This is a genomic window from Microbacterium canaveralium (assembly GCF_047238045.1).
Lineage (GTDB): Bacteria > Actinomycetota > Actinomycetes > Actinomycetales > Microbacteriaceae > Microbacterium.
In genome coordinates, this window is the sequence record NZ_JBDFMA010000003.1 from 317,714 (window position 1) to 333,945 (window position 16,232).

Consider the following 16,232-nt stretch of genomic DNA (forward strand, 5'->3'; position numbering starts at 1 on the left):
CGTATCTCCGCCTCGGCATCCGGCGTGTTCTGGACACTCGACCGCGGCGCTACGCCCGGCGGCGTCGCGGTGTCAGCCGCACGGCGGGGAGAGGGGGAGCGGGGATGCGCTCTGTGCCGTGTCCCACGACCGCGCCGAAGCGCGAGGCCTGGGCCTCCCATGCCTCACGCGCCTCGAGGATCTCCTCGTGCGAGCGGCCGACGAAGTTCCACCACATCACGATGTCGGCCTCGAACGGCTCGCCGCCGAGGAGGAACACCCGGGCGTCGTCCGGCGCGGTGACGTCCACGTGGTCCCGACCCGTCCCCAGGTAGAGCAGACGTGATGCGTCGACGGATGCCGTGGCCCCCGTCGCCGCGAGCGGAGTCGTTCGCTGCGCCGCGTCGGCGTCGGTGGCATCCATTCCCGTCTCCACCTCGGCGGAGCCGATCATTCCGTAGAGGGCATATTCCCATTCGGGCCGGAGTGGTACCCGCACGGTCCGGCCCGCGGGGAGCCGGAGCTCGGCGCCCACGATCGGGGTGTGGACGGTGGCGGGCGACGTGATCGCGCCGAACTCGCCCATGACGACGACGGCATCCGCCCCGTCGCCGAGGTCGTGCACGGGGAGGTTCTCGTGCCGCTCGAAGGCGGGCGCGCCGTGGCGGCGGGACTCGGGCAGGGCGACCCAGAGCTGCAGCGCGTCGAGCGGAATCGGACTTTCGCCGACCGAGTACTCGGAGTGGGCGATGCCCTCCCCGCTCGTCATGAGGTTCAGGGCTCCGGGACGTACGACGACGTCACTGCCCACCGTGTCGCGGTGGCGCACCTCGCCGATGATCGGCCAGGTCACCGTCTGCAGTCCGATGTGCGGGTGCGGCTCGACGCGCATGAGGGTGTCCTGTGGGCCGAAACGGTCCAGGAAGCACCAGGCCCCGACCATCGGCAGCGCGCGGTGGGGAAGCGTGCGGTGCACGGCCATGGCCCGCACGCCGCCGAGCGGCACCTCACGCGCTTCGACGATGAGCGCACGCGGACCGTCGCAGTCGACGGGGCCCTCCGTGGCCTCGGGGGCGACGTCGAGCCGCGTCATGCCGGTTCGCCGGGATCGGCAGAGTCTGCGGCGTCCTGATCGTTCGGCCAGTCGATCACCAGGCCCGGCACGTCGTGCTCGTGCAGGTAGCGAGCGACGAACGGGCACGTCGGGATGATCGTCTCGCCGCGCCGGGCGAGATCGGCCAGCGCCTCGCTCGCAAGTGTCGAGCCCAGGCCCTTGCCCTTGAACGCCGAGTCGATCTCGGTGTGCGGCAGGACGACGCGGCCCTCGCCAGCGGGGCGGAACTGCAGCACTCCACCCAGTTCGCCGTCCACGTGCACTTCATAGCGGTGCGCCTCGTCGTTGCGGGTCACGGTCACTTCGTCAGTCATGTCGCCTCCGGTCGTCGGTCCTGACCTCAACGTTCGCAGGGTGCGTGCTGTTCCGCCATCCCGGGTCGGCCGGTGCTGGCGGGCGGCGAGGCCGATCGCTAGGGTGCGGGCATGACGGTTGTGGGTATCGGCGGGCTCCTCCTGCGCAGTAGCGATCCCGAGGCGCGAGCCGGCTGGTACCGCGACCTGCTCGGCATCCCGGTCGGCGCGGAGGGATCGGATGCCGTGTGGATGCAGGACGCCGGCCCGACCGTGTTCGCGCCGGTCTCGAGCGGGTCGGCGGACTTCGCGGCCGATCAGCCGTTCCTGCTGAATCTCCGGGTCACCGACCTGGACGCGATCGTGCGGCGCCTCGACGCGGCCGGGGTCGCGGTCGAACGACGCGAGGAGTGGGACACCGCCTACGGCCGGTTCGTCCGCCTTCGCGATCCCGAGGGGCTGCCACTCGAGCTGTGGGAGCTGCCGTCGGACCCTCCTCCCCAGGCCGAAGCCTGACCCGGCTCTCCACGACCGGTCCTTCCCTCCGCTGCCGGTGTCGGCCGCCCGGGTTACCGTGGTCGGGTGACTTCTCCCGGCGCCGCTCCCGAGCCGTACGCCGACGCGCCTCCCGAGGCGTTCGGCGGGTACGACGATCCGTACGCGGGTGCCGACTGGGACCCCGATCTGTTCGCCCCGCCCGAAGACCCTGACGCGCCACCGCCGCCGACGGATGCCGCGGCCTCGCCGTTCGCTCGAGCGGCGGTCGTGACCGGCACGGCACGCGAACTGCCCGACGCCCGTGACTTCACCGGCCGCGACCCGCGCGAGGTGCTGCACGAGGTCTACGGCTACGACGCGTTCCGCGGCGACCAGGCCGACATCGTGCAGCGGGTGGTCGACGGCGGGGATGCCGTGGTGCTCATGCCGACCGGCGGTGGCAAGAGCGTCACGTACCAGGTACCCGCTCTCGCGCGCCCCGGTACCGGGCTCGTCGTGAGCCCGCTGATCGCCCTCATGCACGACCAGGTCGACGCCCTCGTCGCCAACGGTGTGCGCGCGGCCTACCTCAACTCGACGCAGGCCCCCGCCCAGCGCCAGGCCGTCGAGCAGGCGTATCTCGCGGGCGACCTCGACCTCCTCTACGTGGCGCCCGAGCGTCTCAACGGCGCGCAGACCCTCGGACTCCTCGCGCGGGGGCGCTTGAGCGTCATCGCGATCGATGAGGCGCACTGCGTGTCGCAGTGGGGCCACGACTTCCGCCCCGATTACCTGGCGCTCGGTGACCTCGCCGACCGGTTCCCCGGTGTTCCGCGCATGGCACTGACCGCGACCGCGACACCCGAGACGGCGCGCGAGATCGTCGAGCGGCTCCGACTGCGCGACGCCCGTACGTTCATCGCGAGCTTCGACCGGCCCAACATCCAGTACCGGATCGATGCCAAGGTCGATCCACGCCGTCAGTTGGTGTCCTTCATCCGATCGCAGCCCGAGGGCTCGGCGGGCATCGTCTACGCGCTGAGCCGCAAGAGCGTCGAGCAGACCGCGGCGTACCTCGCAGCGCAGGGGCTCGACGCGTTGCCGTACCACGCGGGGCTCGACGCGTCCGTGCGCGCGGCCAACCAGTCGCGCTTCCTCCGCGACGACGGTGTCATCATGGTCGCCACGATCGCTTTCGGCATGGGGATCGACAAGCCCGACGTGCGATTCGTCGCCCACATCGACCTGCCCAAGTCCGTCGAGGGCTACTACCAGGAGACGGGCCGCGCCGGTCGCGACGGCGATCCGTCGGTCGTGTGGATGGCCTACGGACTCGGCGACGTCGTGCAGCAGCGGCGCATGATCGACCAGTCGCCGGGCGACCGGTCCTACAAGATGCGTCTCGGTCAGCACCTCGACGCCATGCTGGCCCTGTGCGAGACGGTCGGATGCCGCCGACAGAACCTGCTGTCGTACTTCGGCGAGCCGTCCGAGCCGTGCGGCAACTGCGACACGTGTCTGACCCCGCCGGACACCTGGGATGGGCTCGTCGCGGCGCAGAAGCTCCTCTCCACGATCGTTCGTCTTCAGCGCGAGCGCGGGCAGGCGTTCGGTGCGGGCCACCTCATCGACATCCTCCGCGGCGCGAAGACCGACCGCATCGCGCAGCAGGGCCATGACCGGCTGACCACGTACGGGCTCGGCGCCGACTTGTCCGACCAGGACTGGCGCAGTGTCATCCGTCAGCTCCTCGCGCGCGGCATCATCGTCGCCCAGGGCGACTACGGCACGCTGGCGATCAGCGAGGCCTCGGCACCGGTGCTGCGCGGCGAGACCCCCGTGCCTCTCCGTCGCGACGCCCTCGGGCGGTCGGCCGGCGGCGGCTCGACCCGTCCCCGCAAGTCCAGTGCCGACGACGTCGCTCCCGGCGACCGCGACCTCTTCGAGGCGCTACGCGTCTGGCGCGCCGAGCAGGCGCGTGAGCAGGGTGTCCCGGCCTACATCGTCTTCGGCGACGCCACCTTGCGGGCGATCGCGGCCGAGCGTCCCGCCTCCATGGGCGACCTCGACGGCATCACCGGCATCGGTGCCAAGAAACGCGAGGCCTACGGCGACGGCATCCTGACGGTGGTCGCCCAGCACTGACTCGTCCGGGTGTCTCCCAGAGATGTTGACGCCCCACAACCACCCGTGGCGACGTCGCCGGCCGGGCTTGTGTAGACCGCACACAATGTTTGATCCAGCGTTGTGGGACTCCTACCGTGGAGGCATCCCTTTGCAACGTCGAAAGGTGCCGAGATGACCGACGCCGCCGTCCGTCCCACCACGCCCGCCACGAGCACGCGTACCCCCGTCGGGGGTGCGCCGACCGCCGCGCACTCCGCCGCGGAGGCCGCCGAGAACCGCATCGACATCGAGCGGGTCACCGATCTGCTGCTCGGAACGTGGGCCGATACCCGCCGAGAGGCGCGCGAGATGCTGAAAGACCCGCTGTTCTGGCGCGATGACAGCCTCGCTATGGACGCCCACCGCGAGCGCACCCTGGGCCAGCTCCACGAGCTCGTCGCCCGCAAGGCCGTGCACCGCGCGTTCCCGAAGCGGTTCGGCGGCGAAGAGAACAATGGCGCGAACATCGCCGGGTTCGAAGAGCTCGTGGCCGCCGACCCCAGCCTGCAGATCAAGTCGGGCGTCCAGTGGGGGCTGTTCGGCTCGGCCGTGCTGCAGTTGGGAACCGAAAAGCACCACGAGAAGTGGCTGCCGGGCATCATGAGCCTCGAGATCCCGGGTGCCTTCGCGATGACCGAGACCGGCCACGGCTCGGACGTCGCCGCGATCGGCACGACGGCGACCTACGATCCCGAGACCGAGGAGTTCGTCATCCACACGCCGTTCCGCGGCGCCTGGAAGGACTACCTCGGCAATGCGGCCTTGCACGGCAAGGCGGCCACCGTCTTCGCGCAGCTCATCACCAACGGCGTCAACCACGGCGTGCACTGCTTCTACGTGCCGCTGCGCGACGATGAGGGCACGTTCCTGCCGGGTATCGGCGGCGAGGACGACGGCCTCAAGGGCGGCTTGAACGGTATCGACAACGGACGCCTGCACTTCGACCAGGTCCGTGTCCCGCGCGAGAACCTGCTGAACCGCTACGGTGACGTCGCCGCCGACGGCACGTACTCGAGCGAGATCGCCAGCCCCGGCCGTCGCTTCTTCACGATGCTCGGCACGCTCGTGCAGGGTCGCGTCTCGCTCGACGGCGCCGCCGCGTGGGCGTCGGCCATCGGCCTCACGATCGCGATCACGTACGGTAACCAGCGTCGCCAGTTCGACTCCGGCAGCGGCACCCCCGAGGTCACGCTGCTCGACTACGGCAAGCACCAGCGCCGCCTGCTGCCACGTCTGGCGACCACGTACGCCCAGATCTTCGCGCACGACGAGTTCCTGCAGAAGTTCGACGGCGTCTTCAGCGGCCGCCTCGACACGGATGCCGATCGCGAAGACCTCGAGACCCTCGCCGCCGCGCTGAAGCCGCTGTCGACCTGGCACGCGCTCGACACCCTGCAGGAATCGCGCGAGGCGTGCGGCGGCCAGGGCTTCCTGTTCGAGAACCGTCTCGTGGGGCTCCGCGCCGACCTCGACATCTACGTCACGTTCGAGGGAGACAACAACGTGCTGCTGCAGCTCGTCGGGAAGCGTCTGCTCGCCGACTATGCGAAGCAGTTCAAGGGCAAGGATGCCAAGGCCCTCGCCGCGTTCGCCGTCGGGCAGACGGCCGGGAAGCTCTTCCACGGCGCCGGTCTCCGTCAGCTCGGACAGGCCGTGACCGACCTCGGTTCGACCGCGCGCTCGGTCGAGAAGGGCCTTCGGGCACAGCAGCAGCACGAGCTCCTCGCCGGTCGCGTGCAGCAGATGGTCGCCGACATCGCGGGGCGCTTGCGCCCGGCATCCAAGCTCTCCCGCGAGGACGCGGCCGCGCTCTTCAACGAGAACCAGGCCGAGCTGATCGAAGCCGCGCGAGCGCACGGCGAACTGCTGCAGTGGGAGGCGTTCACCGACGCGATCAATCGCCTCGGCGACGACTCCTCGCGTCAGGTGTTGACGTGGCTGCGTGACCTCTTCGGCCTGCAGCTCATCGAGAAGCACCTGGCCTGGTACCTGATCAACGGGCGCCTGTCGACGCAGCGCGCGGCGGCGGTGTCGAGCTACATCGACCGTCTGTGCGTGCGGCTGCGTCCCCACGCGCAAGACCTGGTGGATGCCTTCGGCTACGGCCCCGAGCACATCCGCGCCTCGATCGCGACGGGCGTCGAGGACGACCGGCAGAACGAGGCGGCGTCGTACTACGCGGCGCTGCGGGCGTCGGGCAACGCCCCGGTGCCGGAGAAGAAGCCGGGCAAGTAAGGCGCTCACGAAGGGCGGTGGTCGGGACGGCCGCCGCCCTTCGTCGTGTCAGTTGCGGCGCAGCAGCGCCAGACGGATGATGGCGATTCCCGCGATGATGGCGCCCGCGAACAGCATGATGAGCGCGAACCACAGCGGTCCGTCCACGCCGATGGCCACGAGCCCGACGACGATCATGATGACGGCCAGGACCAGCCGAGGTAGAGCGAGACGCGTGTCCTTCGCGCACCCAGGGGAACGGTGTGCATGCCGGGAGGGTACCGGCCGGTCGGACCGCAGGCCAGCGCTGGTGTCGGACCCCCGGCCTACCCTGAGAGCATGAGCGACCTCATCATCGACGCCGACGGCATCGCCCGGTGCGCCTGGGTCGGCGACGACATCGAGTACCGCCGGTACCACGACGAGGAGTGGGGCACCGAGCTGCGCGGCGATCGTCCGCTGTTCGAGAAGATGAGCCTCGAGGGGTTCCAGGCCGGGCTGTCGTGGATCACGATCCTGCGCAAGCGCCCGCGCTTCCGCGAGGTGTTCCGCGGGTTCGAGCCGGCCGTCGTCGCCGCGTTCGGGCCCGACGACGTGGAGCGGTTGCTTCAGGATGCCGGCATCATCCGCCACCGCGGCAAGATCGAGGCCGTGATCGGCAACGCCGCGATCGTCGCGGGCATGGCCGAGGGCGAACTCGACGCGCTGCTGTGGTCGTTCGCCCCGGCGCAGCATCGACCGCCGTCCTCCTTCGCCGAGGTGCCCGCCGTCACCGACGAGTCGACCGCGATGAGCAAAGAGCTGCGACGGCGCGGATTCCGCTTCGTCGGCCCCACCACGATGTACGCCCTCATGCAGTCGTCGGGCATGGTCGACGACCACGTCGCGGGGTGCTGGCGCGCGGCGGCCTGACGTCACCCGCTAGACTGGGTCGTGGAGCTCTCGCTCCCAGCGTCGTCGAACGCACCGGCCCCCTTGCGTGGGCCTTTGACCTTCACGGCGAACGGATGCGCCGCCCGGCGCCTTCGCCCATTGCAGCCGCAGTATCGCGGCATCCCGAACCGCCGTGCGTGCTCGCGCGCCGGCAGGAGACTTCATGACGTCCCAGACTTTCACAGACCTCGGCGTGCCCGCGCCGCTGATCGCCGTCCTCGCCGAGCAGGGAAAGAACGAGCCCTTCCCGATCCAGGCCGACACCCTGCCCGACACCCTCGCCGGGCGCGACGTGCTCGGCCGGGGCAAGACCGGCTCCGGCAAGACCCTCGCGTTCTCGCTGCCGCTGGTGGCCCGCCTCGCCGCGAAGAGCGACCGCCGCCGCGGCCGCCGCCCCCGCGCGCTCGTGCTCGCCCCGACCCGCGAGCTCGCCAACCAGATCGACGAGGTCATCAAGCCCCTCGCCGCGGCGTACGACCTCACCACGACCACCGTCTACGGCGGCGTGAACCAGAAGCGTCAGGTCGACGCGCTCGCCGCGGGCGTCGACATCCTCGTCGCGTGCCCGGGCCGCCTCGAAGACCTCATCGGTCAGGGTTTCGCGAGCCTCGACGCGGTCGAGATCACCGTCCTCGACGAGGCCGACCACATGGCCGACCTGGGCTTCCTCCCCGGTGTGACCCGCCTTCTCTCGCGCACGCCCGCCGACGGCCAGCGCCTGCTGTTCTCGGCGACGCTGGACAACGGTGTGGACAAGCTCGTCAAGCGCTTCCTCCGCAACGAGGTGCTGCACTCCGTCGACGAGGCCCACTCGCACGTCGCCGCGATGACCCACCACGTCTTCACCCCTGCCGACGCGGATGCCAAGAAGCAGCTCGTCGAGACGCTGGCTTCGGGCTCCGCCCGCCGCATCCTGTTCATGCGCACCAAGCACCAGGCCAAGAAGCTCGCCAAAGCGCTGACCGCCGCCGGCATCCCCTCGGTCGATCTGCACGGCAACCTCTCGCAGCCGGCGCGTGACCGCAACCTCGCCGCCTTCAGCGACGGGCGCGCCAAGGTCCTCGTCGCCACCGACGTCGCCGCCCGCGGTGTGCACGTCGACGGCATCGAGCTCGTCGTGCACGTCGACCCGCCCGTCGAGCACAAGGCGTACCTGCACCGTTCGGGCCGTACCGCCCGGGCCGGCAGCGCCGGTGACGTCGTGACGATCATGCTTCCCGAGCAGCGTCGCGACACGCTCGACATCCTCCGCAAGGCGCAGATCTCGGTCACGCCGCAGGCGGTGACGCCGACCTCGCCCGAGGTCCTCGCGCTCGTGGGTGAGGTCGCCCCGTACGTCAAGCCCGAGCCGATCGTCGCGCAACCGCAGGGTGGGGGACGCTCGCAGGGCGCCAACGCTCAGCGCAAGCGCGCCGCTCGCGGACAGGGATCCTCGGATGCCGCTCCCCGCACGTCCGCTCCGGGCGAGGCGCGTCGTCGCCGCGGCCGCGGTGCCGGGCAGGGTGCCGCGACCACCGATGGTGCGCAGCCCGCACGTCAGGGTCAGCGCTCGGGTTCGGGACGCGGTCAGGGAGCCGGCGGCAACCCCCGCGGTGGCTCCGGCAACGGTCGTCCGCAGGGCGCCGGCCGCTCGGCATCCGGTGCCCCCACGACCGGCATGGTCGTCGGCGCCCGCAGCCCGCGCACGAACCGTCGCGCCCAGGGCTGACCCACCCTTCTCGTCGCCCCCGCGGATCCGTCCGCGGGGGCGACGTTCGCGGTCGCGGATGTCGGAGGCCTACGGCACACTGAGGGTCGACCCTTCGAGGAGCCGCCATGGCCGATGCCCCCGCCGATGCCCACGACGTCATCCGCGTGCGCGGCGCACGTGAGAACAACCTCAAGAACGTGGACGTCGACGTACCCAAACGGCGGCTCACGGTCTTCACGGGTGTGAGCGGTTCGGGCAAGTCGTCGTTGGTGTTCGGCACGATCGCGGCCGAGTCGCAGCGGCTCATCAACGACACGTACCCGACGTTCGTGCAGCAGTTCATGGGGCAGCCGTCGCGTCCCGAGGTCGATGCGCTCGAGAACCTGAGCGCGACCATCCGCGTCGATCAGGAGCGCATGGCGCCCAACGCGCGATCGACGGTGGGCACAGCGACCGACGTACACGCGATGCTGCGCGTCCTGTTCAGCCGGCTGGGGCAGCCGCACGTCGGTTCATCGCAGGCGTTCTCCTTCAATGTCCCGTCGATCTCGGGCTCCGGCGCGGTGGAGATCGCGACCGGTGCGCGCAAGGGGCAGAAGGAGCGACGGTCGTTCGAGATCACCGGCGGCATGTGCCCCGATTGCGAGGGTCTCGGCCAGGTGAGCGACATCGACCTGTCGCAACTGGTCGACGAGTCGAAGTCCCTGAACGACGGGGCGATCCTCGTCCCCGGATATACCGCCGACGGCTGGATGGTCCGCATCTTCGCCGAGGCGGGTTTCTTCGACGGCGACATGCCCGTGCGCGACTTCAGCCCCGAGCAGCGGCAGCTTTTCCTGTACGGCGAGCAGCAGAAGGTGCGGATCGCCAGCACCAACATGACGTACGAGGGGCTCGTCCCCAAGATCACGAAGAGCATGCTGCAGAAAGACCGCGACGGCCTGCAGCCGCACATCCGCGCGTTCGTCGACCGCGCCGTGACGTTCGTGCCGTGTCCGGCGTGCGAAGGCACGCGTCTGAACGAGGGGGCACGATCGTCCCGCATCGGCGGGGTGAACATCGCGGATGCCGCGGCCATGCAGATCACCGACCTCGCCGCATGGGTGCGCACGATCGACGACCGCTCCGTCGCCCCGATCGTGGATGGGCTCCGCGACACGCTCGACGCTTTCGTGCACATCGGGCTCGGATACCTCTCGCTCGACCGCGCGAGCGGCACGCTGTCGGGCGGCGAGGCGCAGCGGACCAAGATGATCCGGCACTTGGGTTCGAGCCTGACCGACATCACCTACGTCTTCGACGAGCCGACCGCGGGCCTGCATCCCCACGACATCCAGCGGATGAACGACACCCTGCGGCAACTGCGCGACAAGGGCAACACCGTGCTGGTCGTCGAGCACAAGCCCGAGGTCATCGAGATCGCCGACCATGTCGTCGACCTCGGCCCGCGCGCGGGCCGCGACGGCGGAACCATCCAGTACGAGGGCGCGGTGGCGGGGCTACGCGCGAGCGATACCCTGACCGGCCGCTTCCTCGACCACCGGGCTCAGCTCAAGGCCGCGGTGCGCCCGCGCACGGGCGCCATCCCCATCCGCGGGGCTTCGCAGCACAACCTGAAGAACGTCGACGTCGATGTGCCCCTCGGCGTTCTCACGGTCGTCACGGGGGTCGCGGGGTCGGGCAAGTCATCCCTGATCCACGGCAACCTGCCGGCCGCCGACGACGTCGTGGTCGTCGACCAGTCGCCGATCAAGGGCTCGCGGCGCAGCAGCCCGGCCACGTACACCGGCGTCCTGGATGCCGTGCGCTCCGCGTTCGCCAAAGCGAACGGTGTGAAGCCGGCGCTCTTCAGCGCGAACTCCGAGGGCGCGTGCGTCGCCTGTAACGGACTCGGAGTGATCGTCACGCAGCTCGGCTTCCAGTCCACCGTCGAGACTGTCTGCGAGCTGTGCGGCGGGACGGGCTTCGCCGACGAAGTGCTCCAATACACCCTCGACGGCAAGAACATCGCCGAGGTGTTGCAGATGTCGGTGGCCGAGGCATCCGCGTTCCTGACCCGAGGGCCCGCGGTCGCGGTCCTGGGGCGACTAGTCGACGTCGGCCTCGGGTACATCACGCTCGGTCAGTCGCTGAACACCCTCTCGGGCGGCGAACGGCAGCGGCTCAAACTCGCGATCTCGATGGCCAAGAAGGGCGCGGTGTACGTGCTCGATGAGCCGACGACCGGTCTACATCTCGCCGATGTCGACACGCTGCTGGCCCTGCTCGATTCCCTCGTGGATGCCGGCAACACCGTCATCGTGATCGAGCACCATCAAGCCGTCATGGCGCACGCTGACTGGATCATCGACATCGGCCCGGGGGCGGGGCGAGACGGCGGGACGATCGTCTTCGAAGGAACCCCGGCCGACCTCGTCGACGCTCGATCGACGCTCACGGGCGAGCACCTCGCCCGGTACGTGGGGGTCTGACGCCGCGCCGATCCCCGGCGGCGGGGCTGCGGGGCCGGTCAGGCCATCGGAGTCGCGGTGTGCAGGTGCCGGTCGCCGTGGGCGAGCACCTTGACGATGACCCCGCGCTGCCGGAGCTCCGACACGGCGCGAGACGCGTCGGCACGTGAGACACCGAGGGCCTCGACCGTGGTGACGACGAGGACGTCACCGCGGGTCAGCGTCCCGAAGAAGCGCTCGAGTCGGGCTGCCCAGTCCTCGAGGGTCTCGGGGGCGGGGTGTCGGAAGCCCTCGATCGGCACGCCGAAACGAGTGAGGTCATCGCGCTGCCTGACAACGGAGGGAAGACCGGGGCGCGACACGACGAGGCCCACGAGACGCGAACCGGCCGGTCGCGCTCGCCACCACGCGCCGTCGCTCTGCATCTCGGTGAAACACTGCGGGCAGTCGGCCGCGGTGTGAGCAACCGGCACATCGGCATCCGTGGACGAGATCGGTTCGCTCATGGCACCTCCCGCGTCCATTCTGCCTTACGCCCCCGCGGACGCCCAGGCTCGAGCCCCATCAACGCGAGACTTCATCGCGCCGACAACACGCCGGCAGTCTGCAAGGGGTTTGTCGGCCAGGTGAAGTCTCGCGGTCCGCGGTCCGCGGTCCGCGGTCCGCGCCACGCGGAGCGGCGCCGGCTAGTCCTCGCCGTCGATGCGGAGCTCGGTGCTCAGCTGGTCGGCGTCGAGTTCGGCGAGAGCGTGGCGCAGCGCCGCCGTGCTGTAGCGGCCGTCATGGCTGATGTGATTCAGCTCGCGCCGCATCGCGTCGATCGACGCGAGGCGGAACTCGAGCAGGTCGCGAGCCCGCACGGTCAGTTCGTCGTCGGGCGGGCGCGTCAGCCGCGCGCCGGCGCGTTCGATGAGATCCGCGGGGAACGGTTCGCCGTTGCGCCGGAGGAGCCTGCCGGAGGTGAGGGCGTTCATCGAAGCCTCGCGGAGTTCGGCATCCAGAGCGTGCTGCTCCTCGCGTGTGGGGCCTTCCCCGCCCTCGGAGAGACCGACGCTCCGCACCACCGCGGACAGCGTCAGGCCCTGGAGCAGCAGGCTGAAGAGTGCGACGAGGAACGCGACGAAGATGAGCAGCGGCCGGTCGTCGACGCCCTCGTGGGGCAGGGTCTGTGCGGCGGCGAGCGTGACGACCCCGCGCATCCCCGCCCACACGATGATGATCCCGTGCCGCCACCCCAGGGGGCTGTCGCGGTAATAGTCCAGGTCGGCCAGGGTGCGCGTGACCCGGCGGCGCACGAAGGCGAAGCGGCGTTCCGCGTGAGCGGGATCGGCGACGCGGTTCTGGAAGGCCGCGGGATCGGCGCGATAGGCCTCTTGCATCTCATCGATGCGTTCGTTGATCCGTTCGGCGCGTTCGCGGTGAACGACATGTCTCCGGCTCCGACGCCCCTGCAGCCAGATGATCCCCGCGACGTACACGGCCCGGACGCCCAGCGAGATTCCGAGCGCGCTGAGCGCGAGCCACGTGCCGTACCAGAGTCCCTCGTGTTCCCCGAGGTTGGCGTTGACGATGTCTTTCAGCTCGAGACCGAAGACCAGGAAGACGCCGCCCTCGAGGATCAGCTCGATCGTCCGCCAGTTGAGTCTGTCGCTGAGGCGCTGCTCGGGGGTGAAACGGCGTGCCGCGCCCTGACCGGTGACGATGCCCGCGACGACCGCGGCCACGAGCCCCGACCCACCGAGGTGCTCCGTAGGAAGGTAGGCGATGAACGGGATGGTGAAGCTCAGCGCCGTGTTCGCCGCGGGGTTGGTCACACGCTCACGGATGCGCAGATTCCCCCACCCGACGAGCCCGCCGAGGACGAGGGCGATCATGACGGCCCACGCGAAGTTCGCGACAGCGTCGCCGAAAGCGAAGCCGGATGCCACCGCCGCCACCGCCGTGCGCAGGAGCACGAGCGCGGTCGCATCGTTCAGCAGGCTCTCGCCCTCGAGCAGCGTGACGACGCGGGGAGCGATGCCCAGCCGCTTGGCGATCGAGGTCGCCACGGCATCCGTCGGGCTCAGGATCGCCCCGAGCGCCACGCCGAGGGCGAGCCCCAAACCGGGGATGACCGCCGCGAAGAAGAGACCCAGGCCGAGTGAGCTCAGGACGACGAGCAAGACCGACAGACCCGCGATCGGGGCGAAGTCGCGGCGGAACTCGATCGCGGGGAGTTGGAGCGCGGCCGAATACAGGAGCGGCGGAAGCACGCCGATGAGGATGACTTCGGGGTTGATCGTGAACGCCGGGACGAAGGGCAGCAGGCTCACGCCGAGCCCGATCGCCATCAGCACCAGCGGACCCGCGATGTTGAAGCGCGGCGCGATGACGGTGACGAGCGAGACCACCACGATCCCGCCGACGACGATGAGGAGGGGGTCGATCACCCTCCGAGGCTAGACCCGCGGATGCCGTGCGGCGAAGACGACCGTCTCAGTGCTCGGCGCGCACCGCGTCGGCCACGGCGCCGAGTCCGGTGAGAACTTCGGCGAAGCTCGTCGAGAGGGGCGCGAGCCCGATCCTCAGCCCGTCGGGGTCGCGATAGTCGGGAATCACATCGCTCGCCCACAGTCGCGCGGTGACGCTGCGCATCGCGGGGTGCGACAGCGTCACGTGGCCACCGCGCTCGCCGGAATCCCGAGGCGACGCCAGCGTCACGCCGAGCGGGCTCAGGATGCCATCGCTCACGCGCAGCGCGAATTCGGTGAGCGCCACGGACTTCTCACGGATCGCGGTGATGCCGGCATCCTCGATGAGGTCGAGCGTGTCCTGCATCGCAAGCATCGCGAGCACCGGGGGAGTACCCGACAGGAACCGGCGCATGCCGGCGGCGGGTCGGTATTCGGGCCCCATCGCGAAGACGTCGGCCGCTCCCATCCATCCTTGGATCGGCTGCGTGAGCGTCGCGTGGTGCCGCTCCGCCACGTAGGCGAAGGCCGGTGATCCCGGCCCGCCGTTGAGGTACTTGTACGTGCAGCCCACGGCGAGGTCGACGCCCCACGCGTCCAGGTCGACGGGCACGGAGCCGGCCGAGTGGCACAGATCCCAGAGCACCAGGGCGCCGGCGTCGTGGGTGATGCGGGTGAGGGTCGCGGCATCCGCGAGGTACCCGGAGCGGTATGAGACGTGGCTGAGCAGCACGACCGCGGTGTGCGGTCCGACGGCCGCGCGCAGCCGGTCCGCGTCGACGCCGCGGGCCGTGTCGACCTCGATCCAGACGACCCGCGCGCCACGCTCCGCGGCGATCCCCTCGACGAGGTAGCGGTCGGTGGGGAAGTCGTCGCGTGCGACGACGATCTCGACCCGCTCGGGGTCCGCGGCGGACCGTTCGGCCAGGGCCGCCCGCAGCAGCTTGTAGAGCAGCACGGTCGTGGAGTCGGCGATGATCGTCTGCCCGGCGGCCGCGCCGAGCACTGACCGACCGATTCGGTCGCCGATGCGGAACGGCAGTTCCATCCACGCCTCGTCCCATCCGCGGATGAGACGGCCACCCCATTCGGCGGTGACGAAGTCGCCGAGCCGCTCGGCGGTCACGCGCGGCGGACGCCCGAGCGAGTTGCCGTCGAAGTACACCAACGATGTCTCCGCGCCGACGAACGCGTCGCGGAGGGCGGCCAGGGGGTCGGCGGCGTCGAGAGCGTGCGCCTCGGCTCGGAACGGGATGGAGGGATCAGTCGACACGCGTGAGCTCCTCGGTGGGGACGACCACCGCGTGCGACAGCCAGCTCGCGAGATCATCGAGATCGGTCGGGGCGGGCCCGGCGATGAAGCTGCGGACCGCGTCGGCATCTGAGTGACCGGGCCAGGGATCGGTGAGGGATGCCACAAGCGCGTCGCCGCGGATGCCCGCTTCTTGCAGGGCGAGGAGTTCGCGGCGGTTCACGCCGAGGGGGAGCAGGCCGTTGCCAAGGTCGGTGCCGTACAGCACGCGCCCACCACGCTCCGCGAAAGCGCCGAGGTGGGCGATCGCACGCGCACGCGCGTCACCGCGGTGGATGTCGAGCGTGGAGATCCAGATCTGGCCGGCCTCGGCGGCGTGCGCGAGGAGTCTTCGTGAGAGCGACGGGTCGAACGGCGTGTGTGCCAGCGCCGCGACACCGGCCTCGATCGCCCGCTCCACCTGACCCGGGCCCTGGGCATGCGCGACGACGGGGAGTCCGCGCCCGCGCGCCGCGGCGACGACGGCCGCGAGCACCTCGTCGGAGGGTACCGGACCCGCGTCCGCGTTCATCGCCACCTTGATCACCGTGGCCCCCGCGTCGGCCTGCGCGTCGACGGCCGTGCGGGCACCGCCGGGCACGCCGGGGTGCGGCGACGGGTTCGACACGTCGCACACGATGGCATCCGGTGCCCAGGCTCTCCCCCTCGGGTAGCCTCCGGGCGCGCTGAGGAAGGCGCCGGCGTACGTCACTCGCGGCAGGCCGGACGGTCGCCGCGCGAGGGCCGCCGGATCTCCCCCCAGATCGAGCACGCGCGCGATCCCGCGAGCGGGCAGCGCGTCGATGTCGACGAGGTGCGCGTGCACGTGGTGGTCGGCGAACGCCGGAAGCGAGGTTCCGGTCTCACCGGTCGCGTGACGGCGTACCGGCCACGCGGCGGTGAGCATCGGGCGGGGTCAGATCAGCGAGAGTTCGCGGAGCTTGGCCTCGACGTCGGCGTTGGTCGGCTCGACGTGGTGCGAGGCATCGGGATAGACCACGACGGGGATGTTGGTGCGACCCGAGATCTCCTTGGCCACATCGGCGGCAGCCGGGTCGGCCACCAGGTCGACGTACTCGTACGCGACGCCCAGGTCATCGAGCTGCTTCTTCGTGCGGATGCAGTCACGGCACCAGTCGGCGCCGAACATGCGGATAGATGCGTCGGACATGATT

The 16,232-nt window shown here is 70.4% G+C and carries 14 protein-coding genes; 6 read left to right on the top strand and 8 right to left on the bottom strand.

The genetic code is table 11. From position 1 onward, the window contains the following. Positions 1 to 49: 49 nt before the first annotated feature. Positions 50 to 1,072: a pirin family protein gene (locus tag ABC271_RS02425; protein ID WP_412923326.1), complete on the bottom strand. Its 1,023-nt coding sequence runs from the start codon at positions 1,070 to 1,072 to the stop codon at positions 50 to 52. After that, positions 1,069 to 1,407, bottom strand: coding sequence for a GNAT family N-acetyltransferase (locus tag ABC271_RS02430; RefSeq protein WP_412923327.1), 339 nt, complete (start codon positions 1,405 to 1,407; stop codon positions 1,069 to 1,071). The genes ABC271_RS02425 and ABC271_RS02430 overlap by 4 nt, the downstream gene beginning before the upstream one ends. Before the next feature lie 111 nt (positions 1,408 to 1,518). Between ABC271_RS02430 and ABC271_RS02435 the strand changes: the two genes are divergently transcribed. The 3 genes from ABC271_RS02435 (at position 1,519) to ABC271_RS02445 (ending at position 6,264) form a co-directional block, all read left to right on the top strand. After that, positions 1,519 to 1,902, top strand: a complete 384-nt coding sequence (locus tag ABC271_RS02435; protein WP_412923328.1) for a VOC family protein — start codon at positions 1,519 to 1,521, stop codon at positions 1,900 to 1,902. 66 nt (positions 1,903 to 1,968) lie between these two features. Continuing rightward, positions 1,969 to 4,008, top strand: a complete 2,040-nt coding sequence (recQ, locus tag ABC271_RS02440; protein ID WP_412923329.1) for a DNA helicase RecQ — start codon at positions 1,969 to 1,971, stop codon at positions 4,006 to 4,008. Between the two features lie 153 nt (positions 4,009 to 4,161). Then, positions 4,162 to 6,264 (top strand): acyl-CoA dehydrogenase family protein, encoded by a 2,103-nt coding sequence (locus ABC271_RS02445; protein WP_412923330.1) that lies wholly within the window; start codon positions 4,162 to 4,164, stop codon positions 6,262 to 6,264. A 48-nt stretch (positions 6,265 to 6,312) separates the two neighbouring features. Here the strand turns inward: ABC271_RS02445 and ABC271_RS02450 are convergent, their stop codons facing one another. Next, positions 6,313 to 6,441 (bottom strand): hypothetical protein, encoded by a 129-nt coding sequence (locus ABC271_RS02450; protein ID WP_412923331.1) that lies wholly within the window; start codon positions 6,439 to 6,441, stop codon positions 6,313 to 6,315. A gap of 141 nt (positions 6,442 to 6,582) precedes the next feature. Between ABC271_RS02450 and ABC271_RS02455 the strand changes: the two genes are divergently transcribed. The 3 genes from ABC271_RS02455 to ABC271_RS02465 all read left to right on the top strand — a co-directional run bounded on the left by ABC271_RS02455 (position 6,583) and on the right by ABC271_RS02465 (position 11,337). Further along, a complete protein-coding gene (locus tag ABC271_RS02455) occupies positions 6,583 to 7,155 on the top strand; it encodes a DNA-3-methyladenine glycosylase I (RefSeq protein ID WP_412923332.1) in 573 nt (190 codons plus the stop codon). A gap of 184 nt (positions 7,156 to 7,339) precedes the next feature. Further along, complete coding sequence (locus tag ABC271_RS02460; protein ID WP_412923333.1) at positions 7,340 to 8,884, top strand: DEAD/DEAH box helicase; 1,545 nt, start codon at positions 7,340 to 7,342, stop codon at positions 8,882 to 8,884. 107 nt (positions 8,885 to 8,991) lie between these two features. Continuing rightward, a complete protein-coding gene (locus tag ABC271_RS02465; protein WP_412923334.1) occupies positions 8,992 to 11,337 on the top strand; it encodes an ATP-binding cassette domain-containing protein in 2,346 nt (781 codons plus the stop codon). A 38-nt stretch (positions 11,338 to 11,375) separates the two neighbouring features. Here ABC271_RS02465 and ABC271_RS02470 read toward each other — a convergent pair whose 3' ends face one another. The 5 genes from ABC271_RS02470 to ABC271_RS02490 all read right to left on the bottom strand — a co-directional run bounded on the left by ABC271_RS02470 (position 11,376) and on the right by ABC271_RS02490 (position 16,228). After that, positions 11,376 to 11,822, bottom strand: coding sequence for a recombinase family protein (locus ABC271_RS02470; protein ID WP_412923335.1), 447 nt, complete (start codon positions 11,820 to 11,822; stop codon positions 11,376 to 11,378). Between the two features lie 180 nt (positions 11,823 to 12,002). Continuing rightward, on the bottom strand, positions 12,003 to 13,745 hold the full coding sequence (locus ABC271_RS02475) for a cation:proton antiporter (RefSeq protein WP_412923336.1): 1,743 nt from the start codon (positions 13,743 to 13,745) through the stop codon (positions 12,003 to 12,005). A gap of 46 nt (positions 13,746 to 13,791) precedes the next feature. Continuing rightward, positions 13,792 to 15,096 (bottom strand): kynureninase, encoded by a 1,305-nt coding sequence (locus ABC271_RS02480; RefSeq protein WP_412923337.1) that lies wholly within the window; start codon positions 15,094 to 15,096, stop codon positions 13,792 to 13,794. Continuing rightward, entirely contained in the window at positions 15,029 to 15,964 is a 936-nt protein-coding gene (locus ABC271_RS02485) for a hypothetical protein (protein WP_412923338.1), read from the bottom strand. Before ABC271_RS02485 ends, ABC271_RS02480 begins: the two co-directional genes overlap by 68 nt. A gap of 9 nt (positions 15,965 to 15,973) precedes the next feature. Next, positions 15,974 to 16,228: a glutaredoxin family protein gene (locus tag ABC271_RS02490; protein WP_412923339.1), complete on the bottom strand. Its 255-nt coding sequence runs from the start codon at positions 16,226 to 16,228 to the stop codon at positions 15,974 to 15,976. Between the last annotated feature and the right edge of the window lie 4 nt (positions 16,229 to 16,232).